This is a genomic window from Pseudooceanicola algae (genome assembly GCF_003590145.2).
GTDB classification, from domain to species: Bacteria; Pseudomonadota; Alphaproteobacteria; order Rhodobacterales; family Rhodobacteraceae; genus Pseudooceanicola; species Pseudooceanicola algae.
Genome location: NZ_CP060436.1, coordinates 1950824 through 1972891 on the forward strand (window position 1 = coordinate 1950824; position 22068 = coordinate 1972891).

A 22068-nucleotide genomic window follows, 5' to 3' on the forward strand; every position below is an offset into this window, starting at 1 on the left:
CGCAGAGCAATCTGCGGGCGGTCTGCATTCAATCCTGTCGTTTCGCGTCAGCTTTCGGCGGCGATAATCGCGGCAAGCACCCGCTCCGGCGTCAGCGGAAGATCGGTGATACGCACCCCGACGGCATCCTGAATGGCATTGGCAATCGCGGGGGGCACGGGCAGCATCGTGCCCTCACCCATCCCCTTTGCGCCGAAGGGACCCGGACCGTGCTCCTGTTCCTGAAGGATCGAGGTGAACTGCTCGGGCAGGTCTTCGGCAAGGGGAACCCGGTACATCAGCGCCTCGCCATTGATCAGACGGCTGCCGTCATAGATCATCTGTTCGAACATCGCCTGCCCCAGCCCCATCAGCGCGGCACCTTCGTCCTGGCCCCGGCAGATCAACCTGTGGATCGCCCGGCCTGCATCGCCGCTGACGGCCAGCGCGTGGATCTTGACCTGTCCGGTCTCGCGGTCGACCGACAGGTCCACGCCCGCCCAGCCGATTTCCCAGAACACCGATTTCGTCTCCAGCGGGGCGTGGTGGTCATTGGCCTGCTTGTGAAAGCCGTCGCCGGTGAATTCAAAGCCGGTGCCGCCGTAGACATGCATGATAATCGGAGCCAGCGGATGAGCCTCGTTGCCATGACGGATGGTCCAGTCCTCAAGCTCCAGCGCCGCCACATCCGTTCCCAGATGTTCGGCTGCCATCTGCAGGACCTGATCGCGCACCGACACAGCGGCGCGTTGCACTGCCTGACCCATCACAGTGATGGCCGAACTGGCGTTGGTGCCCTGATCGAAGGGCGTATACCGCGTGTCGAGCGGCAGGTATTCAACGCGCTTCAGCGGGGCGCCAAGGATCTCGGCCACCACTTGCGACAACGCAGTGCGGGCGCCCTGCCCGATCTCGACGGTGCCGCACATCAGGTGGATGTCGCCCCCGGTCGAGACCTTCACCCGTGCCTGCGCCGGCTTGTTGACGCCACCGCCATCCTTGAACCCGATGGCCAGCCCATGCCCGCGCGTCCAGCCCGGTTCGGCCTTCTTGTGCGCGCCGTAGCCGATTGCCTCTGCCACCAGCGCCAGGCCTTCGGCCATGTCACTGTCGACACCGCTTTCTCCGGGCATCCAGGGTTCGTGCAGGGCGACGAGGTTCTTCAGCCGCATCTCCATCGGGTCGATCCCCAACCGGCGCGCGATCATGTCGATCTGGCTTTCGCTGGCCCAGGTCGCCTGCGTCCCGCCGAAGCCACGATAGGGGCCAGAAGGTGTCGTCGTCGTCAGGACGCATTCACACACCGAGTCCACATGCTTGTACCGATAAGGTCCCGTGATCCTGTATCCCGCCTTTTCGGCCACCAGCGGGCTTGCGTCGCTATAGGCGCCGCTGTCCAGCAGGATATGGCTTTGCCGTGCGACCAGCGTCCCATCCGCCATCACGCCGGTCTTCAGCTTCAGCACCGCCGCGTGCTGGGTATTGGTCAGGAAGGCCTCTTCCATCGTCATGCAGAACCGGACCGGCCGTCCGGTCATCTTCGACAGGACCAGCGCCAGAGGTTCGGTCTTGCAATTGTTCTTGGCCCCGAAGCCCCCGCCGACGAAGGGCACCTTGACCGAGATCCGGTTCTCGGGGACGCGGAAGATCCGCGCGATCTCCTTGCGCAGGGGGAAAGGGTTCTGACAGCTCGTGGCCACCTCGATCTCGTCACCCTCAAGCCATTCGGCAAGACAGACAAACGGCTCGAGGTGCATGTGATGCATCCTGGAAAAGCGGAACTCATCCTCGAAGACATGATCGCAGCCGTCAAAGACATCCGCCTCGCCGGTCGTGTATCGGAAGGCGTAGCAGACATTCTTGCGCGGCCAAAGCTTGGCGCTTGCGCCCTCGCCATAGGGCGGCACGACGCCACGGGGCGGCTCCGGGAACAGTTCCGGTGCCTCTTCGTCAAGGGCTGCGTCGATGCCGGGCAGAGCCGGAAGCTCTTCGTAGACCACGCGGATTGCCGCCAGGGCATCATTCGCCTGCGCTTCGGTATCGGCAGCGACGGCGGCCACCATGTCGCCCTCGTAGCGCACGCGGTCCATTGCCAGGATCGGCTGATCCTTGATGAAGTAACCATAGACCGGCATCGCGACCCATTCGGCCAGTTTGGGCCCGGTGGCGACTGCGCGCACGCCCGGCATCGTGTCGGCCCTCGTCGTGTCGATCGACACGACCCGCGCATGCGCATGTGGCGAGCGCAGGACCTTGGCGTGCAGCATGCCCGGTTTGGCCAGGTCCACCGTGTAGCGCGCGCGCCCGGTCACCTTGGCATGGGCATCCGCGCGCTCGATGGGTTGACCGACAACCCGCAGCGGTTTCTGTTCGCTCATGCGCCTGCCTCCGCCTTGATCGCCTTCGCCGCGTCCTGAACCGCCTCGATGATCAATTCGTACCCCGTGCACCGGCAGATGTTCGAACTGATCCAGGCAATGATCGTCTCGCGGTCGGGGTCCGGGTGCGCCGCCAGCAGAGATTTCGCCAACAGGATCATGCCGCTGGTACAAAAGCCGCATTGAAACGCGCTTTTTCGGGCAAATGCCGTCTGCACCGGATCAAGCGAGCCATCGCTGCCTTCGACACCTTCGATGGTCTGCACATCGCGCCCTTCAAGCTCGAAGGTGAAGGTCGAACAGGCCGCGCGGGGAAAACCATCCACCAGTACGCTGCAGGCGCCGCAAACGGTGCGACCACACGAGACCCGCGTGCCCTTCATGTTCATGTCGTCGCGCAGCAGATCCGAAACCACCCTTGTCGAGGTCGTCTGGACCGTTGTGGCACGTCCGTTCAGGGTGAAGCTGACCTTCAGATTGCCGTCTTGGGAAACCAGGCTCATGCGATTGCCTCCAGTCGTGCGGTCTGTCGTTTCAGGAAGGCCCCGCCGGCACGGACAAGATGCTCCCGGCCGACGGCCGGGTCGCTGAAATCCTCGGGCAGGTCTGCAAGCATCTCGGCCGGTTCCGTTCCAAGGGCCGCATCGGTGAACCAGGGCTGCAGCCACTCGGTCGCCATGACAAGGCGAAGGCTCTCCCCGCGCCGACAAAGCGCCTGCGTGAAGGTCGGGCGCATCGAGCGTTCATAATCCAGCTTCGGCGCACCCCGAAGCGGCACCCCAACCGAGACCAGCAATGGCGTGGACGTCAGATCCGCCTGCCACAAATCCTGCACCGGCATGTCCCGGTATCCCTCCGGACCCGCCATGCGGGCCGTGGCGCCCACGGCCGTCAACAGGATCGAAAGCTCATAGCGTTCACGACGCGCCATCAGGTTGCCACCAAGCGTGGCCTGATTGCGAATACGCACCGTCGCGATACTGGCCCAGGCGCGGGCGAGCCCGGGCACCGCATCCAGTTCCGGAGCTTCCACGCTTTCGTCATGGGTGCTCAGCGCCCCGATGCGAAGCACGTCATCCGCGACCGAAGCGCCCTTCATCTCGGCGATCCCGGCAATCCAGACAAGGGCCTGCGGCGCGAGGCCCTGACGCACTGCGGCAAAGAAGTCAGTCCCCCCCGCATAGACCGCGGCGCCGCTCTCCTGCAGCGCCGCGACCGCTTCGTCGACGGTCGTCGGGCGATAGAGCGGCACAGGGGAAAGATCGGCGGGCGTTCTGCTCACTTGCCGGGCGTCGGGCGGATGAAACATTTCAGAATCCGATCAATAATGAACAGTTAATTCTCTATTGACCATGCAACCATGGATGCATTCCGCGTTCAACTTATTTCAATGGGAGTGCGCTGCAATGGTGGGGCAGCTCTGCACCTTGCCTGGCACCCATTCACCCGACACGCGCAAGTGCCGCTTCATGCGCTCCCGGAATGCCCGCTTTCGGCAGCATGCTTTGCATGCACCTGCCGGGCAATGGATGAGCTGTTCGTCCGCAGACCTCGGCCGCTCCGCAATCGCGGCCAGCACGGCCGGGTGCCTTGTAGAGAGGCAGGTACCTGTCAAATTCCACTGCCGCAAACGTTGCAATCCACCCCAGAAGCAGACTGTCGCGCAGGCCGGTGAGCACGCGGTCTTTGATGACCTTCCGGGTGACGGCGGCCGGTCAGAGCAGAAGGTGTCTGGGCGCATCAAAGGCCGGTTCATGTCGCACCACCGTCGGTGCAGGCGCATATGCCTTTGGTTTATGCCGCTCAAAACAAGCCCTCCGGCCAATATCGCGCACCGGGGAAACCCTGCATTCCCCCAGCAGGATGGCGAGACCAGCCGCCCGGAAAACTCAACATCAGAGAAACAAGGATGCGTTCACCTTCCCTCCTCTAGAGCCCCGTCAAAACGGGTTCACGCCGAAGAAGATAAACAATTTGCCGAATACGCTCCGCAACCAAACCAGCCGGCAGTGTTCAGATAAAAAGGAAAATCACCATGTTTCGTAGGTACCTAGCAATCGTGGTGGCCATTGCCATGCTCCTCGCTCCGATCTCGTTGAATGCTCAGCAAAGTCCCGCGCTGGCACCGCCAGGCCCACCCGCCGCCGCGCCCGCCCGCAGCGGTACGGGCCTGGAATTCCTGATCCCACTTGCCCTGTTCTTCGTCTTTGTAGGCGCCCTCGCTCGCAAGCATTGACTGCGCTCGGAAGGCAGCGCGCGTCGCCAGGCGCGCGGTGTTTTCCGATCCCGACGGCCAGACGGCAACGGGAATAACCTGAAGCCATGAATCCGTTGATCCGCGCGCCGCGCCCAGAGGGCGACCAGACGCGCATACCTCTCCAATTCGAGCACCACCAAGAAAGGAAAGCATGTGAATATCTTCACCAAGCTGACCGCACTCCTCCTTGCCGGATCCATCTCTCTTGCGGATAGCCGCAGCACCGGTCCGAAATCGAGCGTTCGCCTCGACCTGTCGCAGCAGGACATCCGCGGCGAACTTCCGTACGAAGTCGGTGCTGTCCCTGTCCGGCAGGCAAGCGCCGCGTCGCCGATTGCCTTGGCCATGACCAACCTTGAAGCGGTCGAAAGGGCGCCGGTTCCCTCGGGCGGCGCAAGCCTGGCCCCAGGGAACGGCGCATGAAACGGGCACCCACGTCACACCCTTCCATACCTTCGGCGCAGGCGCATATGTCTTTGGTTTATGTCCCGCAAAACAAGCCCTCCGTCCAATATGGCGCGCCGGCACAGACCGGCATCCTCCCAGCAGAACGGCAAATACAGCCGCAGGAAAACACCCCATCAGAGAGACTAACAATGCGTGGACCCTTCCTCCCCTACAGCCCCTTCCTCCTCGTCACCCTGATTGGCTTCGCCGCTTTCGCACCTGTGTTTTCGGATGAACCGCAAGTGGTTCACCCCATCACGGGCGAAACGGTCACGATATCGGACATCGACATCGACGCGCTCACGCCAGAGGAGCGCACCTTCATCGGCGATCAACTGGCCGACCAAGGCATTGGTGCGGGGCGTGGTGGCCATGACGGCCCACGCGACTGATCCGAAACCTCCCGCGCACCGGTTGACACGGTGCGCGGACAGGTCTTAACCCCTCAGGCAAGATCGCAGGATACCCTCACCATGCGCAAAACATTGATCACAGCCAGTTTGATGGCGTTTTTGCTGCTGCAATCACCTGCCCATGCGCAGGTTTCAGGTGGCAACGATGTTGCCGACGATGTCATCGAGCAGATCGAGGCCGATGGGTACACTATAATCGATGTGGCTCGGTCCTGGTTTGGCCGCATCGTGATCACCGCCAACAGCATCAAAGACCTGCGCGAGGTAGTTTTGAACCGCACGTCAGGCGAGGTTCTGCGCGATCAGAGGTTCCCGGTCGAAAACGTTCCGGGTGCCCAGCCCGCCCCCTCGGGCGATGACCACGGCAGGCAGGGCGGTCCGGATGGGCCCGGCGGGAACGGTGATTGACCTGACTTGGGGACCGATTTGCCTTTCATGCCGCCGCGCATCAAGACGCTGACATGCTGAACCGCCCTTGGGTCGTCTGGTGCCTTGTCATCGTCCAATGCCTGTGCGGCGCTTACTTCCTGTGGGAAATCCTCGCAGCCATACTCGGCCTGCCCTCTGTTCCCCTGCGCTGGAACGTGCGTGAATTGGTTGAAGCGGGGGCAAGCATCGGCCTCATCCTCGGCGCATTTCTGGGTGTAAGACTGGCCTTCGTCGCACAACACGCCACCCACCGCGCCGAGAACGCCCGCCAGATCACATCAGGCGAGTTTACCTCTGTCGTGGATACCTACTTTGCCGATCTCGGCCTGACCGGCGCGGAAACCGAAGTTGCATGGTTCATCGTGAAAGGCATTTCCCTGGCCGAAATCGCAGACCTGAGGCAAACACGCATTGGCACGGTCAAAGCGCAGTGCGCGGCAATATACAAAAAGGCCGGGGTCACGGGTAAGAGCCAGCTTGTCTCGCAATTGGTAGAGGACATTCTGTTGTAGAAGTCGCCACGCAGCTGGCGACCCTTGAACAGACTGAGCCGCCGCATAAAAGCGGCGGCCCAATAAGCCTGCATTCTTATTCGGCACAGTTCGTGCCATCAAGGGTATTTGTAAAACCCCTCACCACTGGCGACACCCATCTTGCCTTTATCGATGTAGTTCTCTTTGATGTAGTCCGCGAATTTCCGGCTTCCTTCGTCACCGTGTTTGGAGATGTTGTACGCAGTGTTCAGCCCGACCGCGTCGTAAACTTCAAATGGGCCAGCCGGAGAACCTGTCGCGATTTTCCAGGTTCGGTCAATATCTTCGACACTCGCCACATCATTGATCAGAAGGTCTGCTGCGGCCCTCAGGAATGGCACCAGCAATGAGTTCAACACATATCCCGGCTGCTCTTTCTTCACTTCAATCGGAACCATACCAATGTCTTTGGCAAAGTTGACGATTTCACTGAAAACGGCTGGATCGGTATCGGGGTGCCCCATGATCTCGGCCGTGTTGTGCAACCAGATATAATTGGCGAAATGCAAGGCCAAGAACTGTTTGGGACGCCCTGTCGCGGCGGCCATGTCCGAGGGCAGAAGCGTAGACGAATTGGTGGCGAAAATTGTCTTTGCCGGGGCAACTTTGCCAAGCTCCGCATAGACTTTGTTCTTGAGATCAAGGATTTCCGGAATAGCTTCGATGACCAGATCAGCATGCTTCACCGCCTCGCCAAGGTCAGTGGCGAAGCCGATACGGGCCACCGTTTCCGCAATCTTCTGCGGCGTGGCGTCAGGAAGATCCTTCAAATACGCTTGGCCAATTCCTTCCATCGTTTGGCGAGCCATGGATATTTTTTCATCGTCGATGTCATAGGAGGTGACATTAAATCCGCAATAGGCTGTCTGAAAGGCGATCTGCGCGCCCAAAACCCCTGTGCCGAGTAGAGTTACATTTTTAATACCCATTACTTTTCCTTCATATAATCGGTTGGTCAGAAGGTGGTCCTGAAGCTTCGACCAGATTTCCGCCGGGCCAAGCTATAGCATGGGGTTCATTTCAGGCGGCGACTTTTAGTCGGGAATTGTGGGTTTCATGTCCCGACCGGCAGGTGCGGCGAGAAGCATGAATTACGCCAGATCCTGCCTGAGAAGGGGAAGGGCTCAGACAGACGAAGCGGGCGGTTTCAAGGCGAGCACCGTGAAGGCTCATCTACCGCGTCATGCCGCGCCTTGCCTTGCCTTGCCTTGCCTTGATGAGAAACGGCGTCCCTATCCTGTCGACCCCCGCTACCGGCCCCACACAGCTGCAGCATCAGGCGCCCGAAAGGATCCAGCGCGCGGCTTTTTCGGCAATCATCAACGTGGGGGAATTGGTGTTGCCGCTGGTAATCTCGGGCATGACACTCGCATCAACGACACGCAGCCCTGTCACCCCTTTCAGTCTGAGATGGGGATCCAGAACGGCGCTTGGATCCTCTTCCTGACCCATCTTCACGGTGCCCGCCGGGTGAAAAATGGTACTGGCGATGTCGCCTGCGAGTTTCGTGAGATCATCGTCGCTTTGATACTGCGGCCCGGGTTTATATTCCTCGGGTTCATAAGATTTCATCGCGGGCTGCGACATAATTTTGCGAACTTGCCGCAGGCTGTCAGCCGCAACTTGTCGGTCTTCTTGGGTGGACAAGTAATTGGGCAAGATCCTGGGCGCGTCGCAAAAATTGGCCGAGCGGATCTGGACGTGGCCCCGGCTTGTTGGGTTGAGGTTACAGACGCTGACGGTCATGGCCGGAAAATCATGTAAATCCTCACCAAACGCTTCAAGGCTGAGCGGCTGAACATGGTATTCAAGGTTCGCATGGCTTCGGCTGGGGTCGGAGCGTGTGAAAGCGCCCAACTGGCTGGGCGCCATGCTCATAGGGCCGGAACGCTTCAAAAAATACTCTCCGCCAATCTTTGCTTTGCCCCACAAGCTCCCGGCCAAGGCGTTGAGCGTCCGCGTGCCTTTCACCTTGTATACAGCACGAATTTGCAGATGATCCTGTAGGTTTTCGCCCACCGGCGCATCACGCAAAACCTTGATACCATGGGCCTGCAAAAGCTTTGCAGGGCCAATGCCCGACAGCTGTAGAATCTGTGGTGAATTGATCGCTCCGGCCGACAAGACCGTCTCTCGCCTCGCACGCACCCTCACGCTCTCGCCCTTGCGGCTGACCTGCGCGCCAGAGCAGTGCGGCCTGCCATCGGGCCCGGTTTCGACAATCAGCTTTTCGACCTGCGCCTCGGTCCAGATGGTAAGGTTGCCGCGCTTTTGGGCCGGTCTAAGGAAGGCTTTCGAAGAACTCCAGCGCCAGCCTGATCGCTGATTGACGTCGAAATACCCCACGCCTGCATTGTCGCCGCAATTGAAGTCCTCAGTCTTTTCGATGCCCGCTTGCTCTGCAGCATCCGCGAAACTGTCAAGAACATCCCACCGCAGTCGTTGCTTTTCGACGCGCCAATCCCCGCCGTGGCCATGCATGTCGGAAAATCTGACGTTGTCACCGGTTTTGGGGTTCGCCCCCCCATCAAGCTTGTAATGGTCCTCATGCGCCATGAAATCGCGCAGCGAGTGGTCCCAATCCCAAGCGTCCTCTCCGCTGAGCCGGGCCCAATTGTCGTAGTCGCGCGCCTGTCCGCGCATGTAAATCATACCGTTGATCGAAGAGCAGCCGCCCAGGGTTTTACCCCGAGGATAGCGCTGAGTGCGCCCGTTCAACCCTTGGTCGGGCTCGGTGGTATACATCCAGTCCGTGCGCGGATTCCCGATGCAGTAGAGATAGCCGACCGGAATATGGATCCACGCATAGTTATCAGCCTTGCCCGCCTCCAACAGCAAAACCCGATTGGCAGGGTCCGAGCTCAGGCGATTGGCCAAAAGACAGCCCGCCGAGCCCGCCCCGATAACGATGAAATCAAAATCCGTGTCTGTGTTGCGCATGCTGCTGTCCCTCTCCGCTCGCCCTCCCACGCCGGAAGAAGACTGAGCACGAGAGAGACCCGCTGTCAGAAGCGCATCTTCGAGCGTGAGACGCTCCTCCCAGCGCAACAACTGAAGCCAGCCTAGAAAGGGCCCGCTGCTTTTCCTAATGACAAATTTTTCGCGGCGATATTAAACTTCGTAATATGACAAGATTTTCAAACGTGAATAGCCTGTTGGCCTTCGTGACGGTGGCACGCGAAGGCAGCGTGTCGCGTGCGGCCAGGGTGCTCAATCTTACGCAGCCCGCAGTCAGCCATCAGATCAAACGCTTAAGCAACGACATCGGTGTCACGTTGTTCAACCGCTCACCGCACGGGCTGAACCTGACGCCGGATGGGGCGGCCCTGCTGCCGAAGGCCGATCACGTGCTCAGGGCCATGGAAACCTTTCAACGCAGCGCGAGCACCCAGTGCGGCCAGGTCTCCGGCACGCTCAAGATAGGCACCATTGTCGATCCAGAGTTTATCCGATTGGGTCGTCTGCTCAGCCGTCTTGGCGCGGCGCATCCGAAAATCAACACCGAACTTATACACGGGGTGAGCGGCGAAATTCTCGACAAGCTCAACCGTCAACAGATCGACGCCGGGTTCTATCTGACGGGACCAGACGAAGTGGGCCGAAATTGCTCAGAGCGGGCACTGCACACGCGCAAGCTGGCAGAGTTCACCTACCGTATCATCGCCCCCGTCGGATGGGAGGCCCGCGTCGCAACGGCGAATTGGGCGGAGCTGGCCGCCCTGCCCTGGATAAGCACCCCACCGAATTCAATGCACAACCGTCTGCTGACCAGGATTTTTGCCCAACATGGGTGCGCTCAGCAATCGGTCGCGCTGGTCGATCAAGAGGCTTCGATGCTTGAAATGGTGCGTTCAGGCGTGGGCCTTAGCCTATGTCGAGAGTCGATTGCCCTGCACCAGCGACAGACCTTTGGGCTCGCCATCTGCGAAAGCCTACGCATCCCGGCCTGCCTCGTATTCCAAACGCTTGACGACAGAAAAGATGAGCCAGTCATTGCCGCTCTTTTTGACCAGATCGAAGACGTATGGTGAGGGTACTTGCAGTTCGCATACCTGCGTGTTCAGCCGCGCTTAGTAAGCTTCCCGATATAGCGCGAGCGCATCCTCCTGCGACACTTCAACGGGATTATTGACCAAAAGGCGCTGCTGCTTCATCGCGTCGCTGGCCAACAATGCGAGGCTGTTTTCGGTGACATCGACATCGCGCAACCGACGCGGGGCGCCACTGGCATCCATCAAGGCAAGGACATGATCGACGAAATCCCGGGCGCGCGCCTGATTATCGCCGGTACCCGGCACGCCCATCACATCTGCGAGCTCTGCATATAGCGGCGCCGCAACTTTCGCATTGAAACGCAGTACCGGGCCCAACATCAATGCGTTGGTCAAGCCATGCGGCAAATGGAAATGGCCCCCCAGCGGATAGGCCAGCGCATGCACTGCCGCCACCGGCGCATTGGCAAAAGCCTGCCCCGCCAACATCGCACCAAGCAACATATTTTCGCGCGCGCGCCGGTCGGTGCCGTCGTTACACGCCGCCAGCAAATTGCCCCCCAACAGCCGCAGCGCCTCGCGGGCCAAGGCATCCGACAGCGGGTTTTTCTTGAATTTCGACGTATAGGCCTCGATCGCATGCACCATCGCGTCGATCCCGGTCGCAGCCGTATGGATCTGAGGCAAACCAACTGTCAGCTTCGCATCGAGCAACACGAAATCCGCGTAAAGCTGGGGTGAGACCACGCCCATTTTCGTCGTCTCACCGGTAGTGATGATCGAAATATTGGTGACCTCTGATCCGGTTCCCGCGGTGGTCGGGACCAGCGCCATTGGAAGGCGTTGCCCCTTCACGTTCCCGATGCCGTACATCTCCGATAGATCCTGCGCCGAGCCGAGCATGACCGCGACCAACTTGGCGATATCGAGCGAAGAGCCTCCCCCAAGGCCCAGCACGATTTCAACACGCTTGTCGCGCGCCATGTCCGCGCAACCGCGCACAATGGCTTCGGGTGGATCGGCCGCCACCTTGTCGAACACAGTCACGACAAATCCTGCCTGGGCCAGGGCGACCTCGATTGGCGCAATCAACCCTGTGTCGATCAAACCGCGATCTGTGACCAAAAGCAGGGTCCGTGCCGCAAAACGCTTTGCCAGCAAAGCACCAAGCTGACCCGCCCCGCCCCATTCAAGATGAATATCGCTCACGGTCGAAAAGCTGAAAGGTGTCAGTGGCATATTGATATTCTCCTTCAGAGCACGCAGGTCTTGAAACATCGGTCCGCGTCGCACGCGAAGTGCATATCCAAACGCGTCGCCGGGATAGACCCACAGGCCCCTTGCCCGGGCCTTAGGACCGACTGCTTTTAGCAAGCTTTGGCAGCATCGCTGAGAAATCCAAACCGCGCCCGCCTTCGGCTTCGACAAAGGCAGCATAAAGATCGCGGGCCAGTTCACCCATCGGGGTATCGGCATCGACGCTTTGCGCGGCCTGCTGGCTAAGGCGTAGATCCTTCAGCATGAGTTCTGCAGCAAAACCCGGCGTATAGTCGTTGTCGGCGGGGGAGTTCGGCCCCACACCGGGCGCCGGGCAGTAGGCATTCATCGACCACGAAGACCCCGACGAGGTCGACACGACGTCGAAAACCGCTTGGCGAGACAAGCCCAGCTTATCCGCCAAAGCAAAGGCCTCGCAGGTGGCCAGCATGGTGACACCAAGGATCATGTTATTGCAAATCTTGGCAGCTTGCCCGGCCCCCGGCGGGCCGCAATACACCGACTTTTGTCCCATGATGTCAAACAGCGGACGCGCAGCGGTATAGGCTGCCTCACTGCCGCCAACCATGAATGTCAGCTTGCCCTCCGAAGCACCACCTACGCCCCCTGAAACCGGCGCATCCAGCGGTGATAGACCAAAGGCTTTTGCTGTCGCGGCAACCGCCCGGGTGCTGTCGACATCGACGGTCGAGCAATCGATGAACGTGACCCCTTGCGCCATAACCGAGAAGATATCCTCTGTGACCGAGCGCAAAATCTCTCCGTTTGGCAGCATCGTGACGACCGTTTGTGCATCCCTCGCCGCAGCTTGTGCCGAGGCGGCCATGGCAACCCCCGCGACCGAAACCTGCGCACGGTCAAAGCCCGTGACCTCATGGCCAGCCTGGGCAAGATTTGCGGCCATGGGCGCGCCCATGTTGCCCAAGCCAATAAACCCGATCTTCATGTTTTCCTCCTGAAGCCTATGTCAGACGCACGGCGGCCCATTCGGGCGGGCCGGCGTCTGAAAACGTCGACCAACCTGATCAAACCAGGCGCAGGCGATGTCATCTGCCCTTGTTGGGCAGTAACCTTATCGATGAACTTCGCGCAGGCGGTCCTGCGCGATCAAAGCGAATTGATGCGCAAGATCCGGGCCAGCTCGCCGACCACACCGCGACGGAACAGCAACACACAAGCAATGAAGGTCCCGCCGATCACGACTTGCACCCAGGATCCGATACCCGACAGCGCATGCTGGAGTGCCACGACGATAAACGCGCCCACGACCGGGCCAAAGATCGTCCCCATTCCGCCCAGCAAGGTCATCAGGATCACCTCACCCGACATCTGCCAATGAGCATCAGTGAGCGAAGCGAACTGGAACACCAGCGCCTTGGTCGAGCCCGCAAGCCCTGCCAAAGCCGCGGACAACACGAAGGCCAGAAGTTTGAAGCGGTCGACGTTATAGCCCAGCGAAAGCGCGCGCGGCTCATTTTCGCGGATCGCCTGTAGCACCTGACCAAAGGGGGAATGGATAATCCGGTAGATCATCAGGAATGCCACAAGAAAGACCCCGGCCACAAAGTAGTACATGGCCAAGGGCGCGTTCAGGCTGATCAAGCCCAACAGGTGCCCGCGCGGCACCCCTTGCAAGCCATCCTCGCCACCGGTGAAAGGCATTTGCAGCGCGAAAAAATACACGATCTGGGCGAGCGCCAATGTGATCATCGCGAAGTAGATCCCCTGACGCCGGATCGCGAGCGACCCCACCAGCCAGCCCAGAGCCGCTGCGAACAGAGTGCCTGCAGCCAGCCCCAACAAGGGAGGAAAGCCCCAAACCTTAAGCGCATGGCCCGCCACATAAGCTGCCCCGCCAAAAAACGCGGCATGGCCGAACGACAAAAGCCCTGTAAAGCCGATCAGAAGGTTGAAGGCGGCCGCAAACAGCGCAAAGCACAATAGCTGCATCACAAAGACTGGATACAGAAAGAACGGGGCAGCCGCCAGGAAGGCCAGAAGTGCCCCCCAGAAGATTCCCTGCCAAAGCCTGCTACGCGATTGCAGCGTTTGATCGGTGCCCGTCTCGTCAGGGCCGACCGCTTCCATAGTGGGAGTGATATCTGTTGTCATATTGCTCATGTCATGCCCCGCCATCAGCTTGAACGTCCAAACAGGCCATTGGGCCGAACCAAAAGTACGATCACCATCAGCAGGAAAATCACCGTGTTGGCGGCCGGCGCGTAGAAGACTTTGGTCATCCCCTCAACAAGGCCAAGCGCGAAGCCGGTCACAACTGCCCCCGCGATTGAGCCCATCCCGCCAATCACCACTACCGCGAAAATCACGATGATCAGATTTGCCCCCATCAAGGGGCTGACCGAGTAGATCGGCGCGGCCAGCACCCCTGCCAAACCCGCAAGCCCGGTACCGAACCCAAAGGTCAGCATCACCATCAATGGCACGTTGATACCAAAGGCTTTCACCAGTTCGGGGTTTTCAGTGCCCGCGCGCAAGCGCGATCCGATGCGCGTACGCTCGATCACGTACCAAACGACGAAACACACCACGATCGAGAACAAGATCACAAAGAGACGGTATTTGGGGAACATCATGAAGCCGAGGTTCACCACGCCCCGCAGGCTTTCCGGCATGCCGGGATAGGGCGTACCCGACGCATTGAAGAAGTTGATAAACAGCCCTTGCAACACCAGCGTCACACCGAATGTCAGCAAAAGCGAATAGATCGGATCAAGCTTATACAAGCGACGCAGCATGAACCGCTCTATCAGCATTCCGAAACAGGCCACCAGAACAGGTACAAGGATCAGCGACGGCCAAAAGCCAATCGAAAACGAGCTGATGCCTATCCAAATACCCAGGTAGGAATATAAGATCAGCGCAAGGAATGCGCCCAACATATACAACGCGCCATGCGCGAAATTGACCACATTCAGCAGGCCGAAAATCACTGCCAGCCCAAGGCTGAGCATCGCGTAGAACACGCCATTGTTGAGGCCCAACATCCCTTGGGCGAGGATCAATCGAAGCAACGGGTCCATACTGATCCCTCCTTATACGCTGAGATAATGGTTCAGGCGGTCCATACTTATCGCCACATCGGCAGCTTCGATCGTGTCGACGACCGCCCCGTGTTCGATAACGTAGTGGCGGTCTGCCAAGGGGGCGGCGAAGCGAAAGTTCTGCTCCACCAACACGATCGTATAGCCGCGTGATTTGAGATCACGAATGACCCGGCCCAGCGTCTTCACAATGACGGGGGCCAGCCCTTCGGTGATCTCATCAAGCAACAACAAGCGCGCGCCGGTACGCAGGATGCGCGCAATGGCCAGCATTTGCTGTTCGCCCCCCGACAGGCGCGTCCCCATCCGTTTGCGCACGGTCGCAAGGTTGGGGAACATTTCGAACAGCTCCTCAATCGACATCCCTTCCGCTCCCACGGCGGGCGGAAGCATCAAGTTTTCCTCGACGGTCAGAGAAGCAAATATCCCGCGCTCTTCCGGACAAAAACCGATACGGCCATCGGGTGTAATCCGATGCGCGGGTTTTTTGATGAACTCTGCCCCGCCGATCTGGATCGAGCCTTCACGCCGATCAACCATGCCCATGATAGAACGCAGCGTGGTGGATCGACCCGCGCCATTGCGCCCCAACAAGGTGATCAGCTGGCCCTCGCCCAGTTCCAGATCAAGCCCGTGCAAGACATGGGATTCCCCGTACCACGCATGTAGATTCTCGATTTTGAGCATGGGCTTTACAAGTGTTGCACTGCTCATGCGTCTTCCTCCGTCTCATCGGCCGAGACGCCCATATAGGCTTCCATCACGGCGGGATTTCTGGACACCTCGGCATAAGGTCCCTCGGCGAGAACCTCACCGCGCGCAAGCACCGTGATCGTGTCGGCCAGTTCAGCCACAACGCCCAAGTTATGCTCAACCATCACAATTGTACGGCCTTCACGCACGCGGCCGATCAACTCCGTCACGGCGCCGACATCTTCGGCCCCCATCCCCTGCGTGGGCTCATCAAGCAACATGAGTTCCGGCTCGAGTCCCAAGGTGGTGGCTATTTCAAGCGCTCGTTTGCGCCCATAAGGCAGCTCGACCGCCCGAATATGAGCGAATGATTTCAGCCCCACCTGGTCAAGACGCGCAATTGCCTGAGCATCGAGATCGCGAAGCATCTTGTGCGAACGCCAGAAGTGGTAACTCACACCAAGACCACGCTGCAGCGCCAGCCTTACGTTTTCCAAAGCGGTAAGATGCGGGAACACAGCGGAAATTTGAAAGGAGCGCACGATGCCCATATTCGCAATTTCGGCAGGTCTTTTATTGGTGATATCCGTGCCATTGAAGCGCATTGTGCCCGATGTGGGCCGATGAAACTTGGTCAACAGGTTGAACATCGTAGTTTTGCCCGCACCATTGGGGCCGATGATCGCATGGATGGAACCACGCTCAATTTGAAGATTGACGTCATTGACGGCGACAAAACCGCCGAACTTTTTTGTCAGATTGCGGACGTCAAGAATGATATCACTCATGCTCTGCCTCTCGCTATGGACGCATTGGGGCCAAGACACCTTTGAGGGCGGCCGATAGGTCGCCCCCAAACGGTTTGGGTTGGCTTATTGGACCAGCGGGCAGCCGCCATTCTCAAGCGAAGCATAGGCCTCATCGCCCGGAATCGTGCGCACGACATCTGCCACATCCCACGGATCGCTCCCGCCCGATTTCACTTTGAGCAGATACATATCGTGGACCAAAAGACCGTCTTCGCGGATCATGCCGCCTTTTGCGAAGAAGTCGTCGATGGGCTGTTTTCCAAGTTCCGCACGCACCTTGTCCGGATCATCCGTACCCGCCGCTTTGATCGCGTTCAGATAGGCCATCGTTAGCGAATAATCTGCGGCATGCGGGAAGGTCGGGGCAGCTCCGCCCGAGAATTCCATGTAGCGTTTCGTCCATTCCCGCGAGGCGTCATCGGCATTCCAATACCAACCCGAGGTGAACTGCAGCCCCGCCGCCACATCTGTGCCAAGGCTTTTGACATCCGAAATCAGAACCAACATGCCCGCAAGCTGCTGGCCACCGGCAACGATGCCGAACTCATGCGCCTGCTTGATCGTATTGACCGTATCTTGGCCCGCATTTGCCAGACCGATCACTTTCGCGCCCGAGCTTTGCGCCTGCAACAGATAGGAGGAAAAATCATTCGAGCTGAGCGGCACATCCGAGCTGCCCAAAACCTCGCCCCCCAGCGTTTCGACAACTTCTGAAGTGTTATCTTCCAACGCATGCCCAAAGGCGTAATCGGCAGTGATGAAATACCAACTATCACCGCCGTTCTTGACCACGGCAGTCGCGGTACCAACCGGCAGAGCATGGGTGTCATAGCCGTAGTGGATGCCGTATTTCGTACACTCTGAACCCGTCAGCGCGCTTGACGCCGAACCGGTATTGATCGTGATGGTCTTTTTGTCCGAGGCAAGCCTTTGCACGGCAAGCCCCACCGCCGAATTGGTCAAATCGGTGATCATGTCGACATGTTCTGTATCGATCCATTCACGTGCCGTGGCCGAGGCGACATCCGCCTTATTCTGGTGATCAGCCGAGATAACCTCAATCGGCTTGCCCAGAACGGTTCCGCCGAAATCCTCGACAGCCATCCGCACCGCATCGACGGCGCCCTTTCCCGAAAAGCCCGTGGAATACACGCCGGACATATCGCCCAGCACGCCAATTTTCACCACGCCATCAGAGACCGCGTCCTGCGCCATCGCCCCTTGCGCGCCCAGCAGCATAGCCGCCGCACTTACACTCGCGTAGATTGTTGATTTCATGAAACATCCTCCCTTGTTTTCGCGTTACCCCGAAGGCGCCTCCCAGGCCTATGCAGCCGGATGCGTTCGGATACGGTCAGCACCGCTCGCTCCCCGCAAGCGGCCTAGCTGGCCTTTGGTCGTTGGGTCTTCCTCCAGCCGCGCAAAGTGATTCCCTCCCCTTCGCGGCACCTCCATTGGGCGAGATCAAAAGACGCTGTGGCAAGGTATTCTCCGCAAAAGCGGTCTTCTTGCCGGGTGGTCTGCCGAGGCTCCTCCCTCGTCATGCGCATTTTGATCAGCCCGACAGCAAGGATAGCTGGGAATTTGCGTTCCGCCATGCCACGTTTTGCGAAGCCGATGTGCGAATATGCCCATACCCCTGTTTCCTGACCCGGATCGACGCGATGATTTTTGACTGGAACGACCTGAGATATTTTCTGGCGGTCGCCCGAGCCGGCCGCCTTACAGTTGCCGCGCGGACAATCGGGTCAGATCACGCCACCGTCTCGCGTCGTGTCAGTGCCCTGGAAGGCCGTTTGGGCGCGCAGCTGTTTGAACGCTCGCCGCGGGGCTATGCCATGACCGAAGCGGGCGAGCGGCTTTTGCGCCACGCAGAACAAATCGAAAGCGTTGCAGCCCAAGTCCATGACGATATTGCGGGTGAACTATACGCGCTGTCGGGCACTGTGCGGATCGGGGCGCCGGATGGGTTCGGAGTCTTTTTCCTCGCCCCCCGCCTGGCCGATTTCGCCCGCGCAAATCCCGGGCTTGAAGTCCAGCTCGTCGCGACCCCACGCTTGTTTTCGCTCTCCAAACGCGAGGCAGACATCGTAATCGCGGTGTCACGCCCCGAAAAAGGACGCCTATTCTCGCGCAAATTGACCGACTACACGCTCCATCTGTATGCAACCGCCGATTATCTTGAGGCGCATCCTGTTCGCGACAAAGAGCAACTCGGCGAGCATATGATGATCGGATACATCCCCGAACTGATCTATACGCCCGAGCTGGACTACCTGACTGAGGTCATGGGCGAGCATGCGCCACAGCTTTCATCGACAAATTTATTTGCGCAGCTGCGCGCTGCGGAGGCAGGCAAAGGGATTGCCGTACTCCCTGACTTCATGGCCCGCCACTCGCCTCAATTGGTTCAGGTATTGCCCGAAAGCATCAAGATCACGCGTACATTTTGGCTCATTGCGCATCAGGATTTACGCGATAGCGTCCGCGTGCGCACCGCAATGACCTTCATCGCCGAACAAGTCGCCTCGGCCCGTACCGAGTTCATGCCCACAGGCCTACCTGTCGGCGGAGGTGGTGATTGACCGGCACTTGAGGGTTGAAGTGGTCTTGCCGAAATACAAATTGGCACACCGATCAGCTTGCGACACTCAAGGCGCTCAACCGCTGGCGTTGTACCCATGTACCGAAACGGGCATTCGTGCCTTGCGCGGCATGAACGAACCTCAAAAAGCCGTCATCCCGGGCGAAACGCACTTTGGCAAGACCACGACCCAGAACGCGGAGACGCGGTTCGTGATCCATTGGCGTTTTGAATCTCTGAACGGCACTGCATCGGTGATTGCCCGGTTGGCGGTTCTCCCGGCCACGCTATTTGGGGCTGTATGAAACACCTTCTCCTCTGCTTCGCCCTCCTGATCGCCCCGGGCCCAGTCCTTGCCCAGAACACCGTGAACGAGCCCGCTGCCTCGTCCCCGCTGGCGGTCGAGGACATTCCCGACGACACGGCCATCGCGCAGCGCCTGCGAGCCATACTTGGGGCGCTCGAATTCGACGGGATCACTGTCACGGTCGACGCCGGTGTGGTCTCGCTCACGGGCGATGTTGCGGATCCTTCCACCAGCGGAAAGGCCGAGAGCATAGCTGAGCGTCTTGAAGGCGTCGTCGCGGTGAACAACACCCTCGCGGTTTCGAACGACCTCGCGCAGCAGATAACCCCCGCAGTGGACCGCTTCCGTGCACGGATCGCGCAGTTGATCTCCCGCCTGCCGTTGTTCCTGTTGATGCTCGCGGCCTTCTCGGTAATCGTCACAGCGGGCTTCCTCGTGGCGCGGATGCGATTCTGGGACAGGATTTCGCCTAATGCCTTCATCGCGGGGCTTTATCGGCAGGCGTTCCGCGTGGCCTCCGGGATTGTCGGTATCGTGGTCGCGCTGGACGTCATGGGCGCAGCGGCCCTATTGGGCACGATCCTCGGTGCAGCGGGGATCATCGGCCTGGCCATCGGCTTTGCCGTCCGCGACACAGTCGAAAACTTCGTGGCTTCCGTCATGCTGAGCCTGCGCCAACCCTTCCGGCCGAACGATCTGGTGGAGATCGAAGGCGACGTCGGCCGCGTGATCCGGCTGACCTCGCGCGCGACGATCCTGCTGTCGCTCGACGGCAATCACATCCGCATCCCGAATGCGACGGTCTTCAAGGGCAAGATCATAAACTACACGCAGAATCCGGCGCGTCGGTTCATGTTCGACATCGGCATCGACCCCGACGCCGATCTCGAAGCGACGCGCAGCTTGGCGCAGGCGACGCTGAAAGCGCTGCCCTTCGTGCTTGACGATCCGGAGGAACTGGTCTGGATCGAGAACATCACCGAGTCCGGCGCAATCCTGCGTGTGACCGGATGGATCGACCAGGCCGCAACTGGTTTTGCCCCAGCGCGCGGGGACGCCATCCGCCTGGTCAAGAAGGCCATCGAGGAGGCCGGTGTGGCGATCCCGGACACGACCTATCGCATCCGCCTGGAGGGGGCTGGAACGTCGCCGCTCGTCTCTGACACGCCGCCCAGCAAGGCGCCGGTATCGCAGGCCCCGGCGCCACGAAAGGAGCGCGCGGTGTACAAGTCGGAAGAAGCGGCTCTAATTCCCCTGGTCGACGCCGAGCGCCAGGAAAGCAACGACCTTCTCGCGAGGAATGCACCGCGGGAATAGTCGGACGTGAACGGCCGGGGCTGTGTCAAATTTCATCGCGTGGTCCGAGTGACGGACATCGGCCAGCACGGTCCCGATATACTGATCGAAATGCGGCGTCCTGCCTTCCCATGACATCACGCCATCTTCGCTGCGCCTCTCTCAAATGACCGCGAGGACGCTCGCTTCGTCCTGCGCGATGGAGATCCGGTACAGGCCAAGCGCTGCGACCTCGGCACGCATGATCGTGTCTTCATCAGGCGCCATCATCCGTGCGGACGCGACGCTACCGACCGCCAAAAGCAGTACGGCGAACAGCGTGGGTACGATTTGTCGCGAACGGACACCCATTGATTCCGGATTCGAGCACGACGCGCATTTCGCTATCATTTTCAGGTGTTGGTGGAATGGGTTGCGGCGCATAATCTCGCCTCCCATTCCAGGGGATCGTGACCAAGAAGCAGTGGAAAGCAAGCAGTTCCTCTCAGCCACCTCGGTCGGGAGCCGCCATCGAATGCCGCCAAAGAAAGCGCGCCAGTCGGGCTGATGGGTTCAAAACGCGGGAAGGCTGACAATGACGGCAAAGATTCCAAGAACTGCGTATACGGGCCATGCGTTCTGCCACGTTATACCGGGGTGACCTTATGGATCGATTTCTCCGATGGCCTCCTGCGCCTTCAGTTTACGGCCGTGGTGTCAAACAATGCCGCCATGTCGAAGAATGCGTCGACCACCCTGCCCTTCGTCTCGCGCAGCGCAAAGACGGTTTCGTGGATCTCGGCGCGCCCCATCTCGACGATCGGCAGGCGCTTGACACGATCCCCGCGCGATGTCCCGTCACGCCATAGAAACCCCACGCCGAGGCCACTGACCACCGCCTCGTAAAGGCCATCGCGCGCATCGAGCGTCAGGAACGGGTCAGGCACAGTGCCATTTCGTGAAAACATGCGGTCCACCGCCCTCTGGGTCGATGACCCCCGCGCGCGAAAGATCAGCGGTTCGCGGCGCAACTGGTCGGCCGTGACCTGCTGCTGGCAGGCAAGGGGATGGGACAGCGGCGCGATCGCCACCACTTCGGTACGTGCCAGATTGGTGCGGCGAAACCGATGGTCCTGCGGGACCTCGGGCAGTACGGCCACATCGGCGGCGTGGGCCAGCACCGCGCGGGTGATCTTTTCATGCGAGCCGGTTTCGACCCGGATGCTGATCCCGGGATAGGCCTTGTGAAATGCCGCGACCAGGGCCATCCCCGGCATGGCATTTCCCAACCCGATGGCAATCTCGCCCCGCGCCAGCGACGACCGGCTTTGCAGCAGACGTTCCGCATCGCCGCGCGCTTCGGCCATGCGTTCGGCCGCATCGCACAGCTTCTGACCCAGAGCAGTCGCCACCAACCGCCCGTCCTGTCGCGCGAACAGACGCACGCCATATTCCGCCTCAAGCGCCCGTACCTGCTGCGAGATATTCGGCTGGGTCACCCCCAGCAGCCGCGCGGCCGCCGCGTAGGAGCCCGATTCCGCGACGGTTCGCACCGCCTCCAGACGCACATTCGACACTGACATCGCTCTTCTCGCACCCCGGCTTTGCTTTGACCAAAGCCTAGCTTTGCTT

23 protein-coding genes are annotated in these 22068 nt (G+C 59.9%); 9 read left to right on the forward strand and 14 right to left on the reverse strand.

The genetic code is table 11. The annotated features are described in order from the left end of the window. Nucleotides 1–47: 47 nt before the first annotated feature. From PSAL_RS09065 to PSAL_RS09075, 3 genes are read right to left on the reverse strand one after another with little or no spacing between them, the layout of a single operon-like run. A complete protein-coding gene (locus PSAL_RS09065) occupies nt 48–2357 on the reverse strand; it encodes a xanthine dehydrogenase family protein molybdopterin-binding subunit (RefSeq protein ID WP_119837581.1) in 2310 nt (769 codons plus the stop codon). Further along, on the reverse strand, nt 2354–2860 hold the full coding sequence (locus PSAL_RS09070; RefSeq protein WP_119837580.1) for a (2Fe-2S)-binding protein: 507 nt from the start codon (nt 2858–2860) through the stop codon (nt 2354–2356). The genes PSAL_RS09065 and PSAL_RS09070 overlap by 4 nt, the downstream gene beginning before the upstream one ends. Further along, on the reverse strand, nt 2857–3639 hold the full coding sequence (locus tag PSAL_RS09075) for an FAD binding domain-containing protein (RefSeq protein WP_196222668.1): 783 nt from the start codon (nt 3637–3639) through the stop codon (nt 2857–2859). The genes PSAL_RS09070 and PSAL_RS09075 overlap by 4 nt, the downstream gene beginning before the upstream one ends. Nucleotides 3640–4392: 753 nt before the next feature. On the opposite strand from PSAL_RS09075, the gene PSAL_RS09080 reads away from it, so the two are divergent. The 5 genes from PSAL_RS09080 (at nt 4393) to PSAL_RS09100 (ending at nt 6415) form a co-directional block, all read left to right on the forward strand. Next, the gene (locus PSAL_RS09080) at nt 4393–4593 is read left to right on the forward strand and encodes a hypothetical protein (protein ID WP_119837578.1); all 201 of its coding nucleotides are present in this window, start codon (nt 4393–4395) and stop codon (nt 4591–4593) included. 174 nt (nt 4594–4767) lie between these two features. Continuing rightward, nucleotides 4768–5037, forward strand: coding sequence for a hypothetical protein (locus tag PSAL_RS09085; RefSeq protein ID WP_119837577.1), 270 nt, complete (start codon nt 4768–4770; stop codon nt 5035–5037). Beyond that, a complete protein-coding gene (locus tag PSAL_RS09090; protein WP_147407579.1) occupies nt 5034–5453 on the forward strand; it encodes a hypothetical protein in 420 nt (139 codons plus the stop codon). Before PSAL_RS09085 ends, PSAL_RS09090 begins: the two co-directional genes overlap by 4 nt. 81 nt (nt 5454–5534) lie before the next feature. After that, a complete protein-coding gene (locus PSAL_RS09095) occupies nt 5535–5882 on the forward strand; it encodes a TrbC/VirB2 family protein (protein WP_119837575.1) in 348 nt (115 codons plus the stop codon). A 53-nt stretch (nt 5883–5935) separates the two neighbouring features. Further along, a complete protein-coding gene (locus tag PSAL_RS09100; protein WP_119837574.1) occupies nt 5936–6415 on the forward strand; it encodes a helix-turn-helix transcriptional regulator in 480 nt (159 codons plus the stop codon). A gap of 98 nt (nt 6416–6513) precedes the next feature. Here the strand turns inward: PSAL_RS09100 and PSAL_RS09105 are convergent, their stop codons facing one another. Together PSAL_RS09105 and PSAL_RS09110 are read right to left on the reverse strand one after the other, a co-directional pair. Then, entirely contained in the window at nt 6514–7365 is an 852-nt protein-coding gene (locus tag PSAL_RS09105) for a 3-hydroxyacyl-CoA dehydrogenase (protein WP_119837573.1), read from the reverse strand. Nucleotides 7366–7711: 346 nt separating this feature from the next. Then, nucleotides 7712–9376 (reverse strand): GMC family oxidoreductase, encoded by a 1665-nt coding sequence (locus PSAL_RS09110; RefSeq protein ID WP_119837572.1) that lies wholly within the window; start codon nt 9374–9376, stop codon nt 7712–7714. Nucleotides 9377–9561: 185 nt separating this feature from the next. Here PSAL_RS09110 and PSAL_RS09115 point away from each other — a divergent pair, with 185 nt between their 5' ends. Further along, complete coding sequence (locus tag PSAL_RS09115; RefSeq protein ID WP_119837571.1) at nt 9562–10467, forward strand: LysR family transcriptional regulator; 906 nt, start codon at nt 9562–9564, stop codon at nt 10465–10467. Between the two features lie 39 nt (nt 10468–10506). Here the strand turns inward: PSAL_RS09115 and PSAL_RS09120 are convergent, their stop codons facing one another. The 7 genes from PSAL_RS09120 to PSAL_RS09150 form a co-directional block, all read right to left on the reverse strand. Beyond that, complete coding sequence (locus PSAL_RS09120; protein WP_231388472.1) at nt 10507–11706, reverse strand: iron-containing alcohol dehydrogenase; 1200 nt, start codon at nt 11704–11706, stop codon at nt 10507–10509. A 73-nt stretch (nt 11707–11779) separates the two neighbouring features. After that, the gene (mmsB, locus tag PSAL_RS09125; protein ID WP_119837570.1) at nt 11780–12652 is read right to left on the reverse strand and encodes a 3-hydroxyisobutyrate dehydrogenase; all 873 of its coding nucleotides are present in this window, start codon (nt 12650–12652) and stop codon (nt 11780–11782) included. 161 nt (nt 12653–12813) lie between these two features. After that, the gene (locus PSAL_RS09130; RefSeq protein ID WP_119837569.1) at nt 12814–13827 is read right to left on the reverse strand and encodes a branched-chain amino acid ABC transporter permease; all 1014 of its coding nucleotides are present in this window, start codon (nt 13825–13827) and stop codon (nt 12814–12816) included. A 14-nt stretch (nt 13828–13841) separates the two neighbouring features. Continuing rightward, nucleotides 13842–14747, reverse strand: a complete 906-nt coding sequence (locus tag PSAL_RS09135; RefSeq protein ID WP_119837568.1) for a branched-chain amino acid ABC transporter permease — start codon at nt 14745–14747, stop codon at nt 13842–13844. Nucleotides 14748–14759: 12 nt separating this feature from the next. Beyond that, on the reverse strand, nt 14760–15482 hold the full coding sequence (locus tag PSAL_RS09140; protein WP_196941838.1) for an ABC transporter ATP-binding protein: 723 nt from the start codon (nt 15480–15482) through the stop codon (nt 14760–14762). Then, nucleotides 15479–16249, reverse strand: a complete 771-nt coding sequence (locus tag PSAL_RS09145) for an ABC transporter ATP-binding protein (protein WP_119837566.1) — start codon at nt 16247–16249, stop codon at nt 15479–15481. The genes PSAL_RS09140 and PSAL_RS09145 overlap by 4 nt, the downstream gene beginning before the upstream one ends. 84 nt (nt 16250–16333) lie before the next feature. Beyond that, nucleotides 16334–17548 (reverse strand): ABC transporter substrate-binding protein, encoded by a 1215-nt coding sequence (locus tag PSAL_RS09150; protein WP_119837565.1) that lies wholly within the window; start codon nt 17546–17548, stop codon nt 16334–16336. Between the two features lie 176 nt (nt 17549–17724). Here PSAL_RS09150 and PSAL_RS09155 point away from each other — a divergent pair, with 176 nt between their 5' ends. Genes PSAL_RS09155 through PSAL_RS09165 form a run of 3 tightly spaced genes read left to right on the forward strand, consistent with a single transcriptional unit; the run spans nt 17725 to nt 20478 of the window. Next, nucleotides 17725–18855, forward strand: a complete 1131-nt coding sequence (locus tag PSAL_RS09155) for a LysR family transcriptional regulator (protein WP_196941839.1) — start codon at nt 17725–17727, stop codon at nt 18853–18855. A 25-nt stretch (nt 18856–18880) separates the two neighbouring features. Continuing rightward, a complete protein-coding gene (locus PSAL_RS09160) occupies nt 18881–19159 on the forward strand; it encodes a hypothetical protein (protein WP_196222667.1) in 279 nt (92 codons plus the stop codon). Next, nucleotides 19156–20478, forward strand: a complete 1323-nt coding sequence (locus PSAL_RS09165; protein ID WP_119837563.1) for a mechanosensitive ion channel family protein — start codon at nt 19156–19158, stop codon at nt 20476–20478. Before PSAL_RS09160 ends, PSAL_RS09165 begins: the two co-directional genes overlap by 4 nt. A 141-nt stretch (nt 20479–20619) precedes the next feature. Here the strand turns inward: PSAL_RS09165 and PSAL_RS09170 are convergent, their stop codons facing one another. Both PSAL_RS09170 and PSAL_RS09175 read right to left on the reverse strand, forming a co-directional pair. Then, nucleotides 20620–20808 (reverse strand): hypothetical protein, encoded by a 189-nt coding sequence (locus PSAL_RS09170; RefSeq protein ID WP_196222673.1) that lies wholly within the window; start codon nt 20806–20808, stop codon nt 20620–20622. Nucleotides 20809–21134: 326 nt separating this feature from the next. Further along, the gene (locus PSAL_RS09175; RefSeq protein WP_119837561.1) at nt 21135–22019 is read right to left on the reverse strand and encodes a LysR substrate-binding domain-containing protein; all 885 of its coding nucleotides are present in this window, start codon (nt 22017–22019) and stop codon (nt 21135–21137) included. Nucleotides 22020–22068 lie beyond the last annotated feature (49 nt).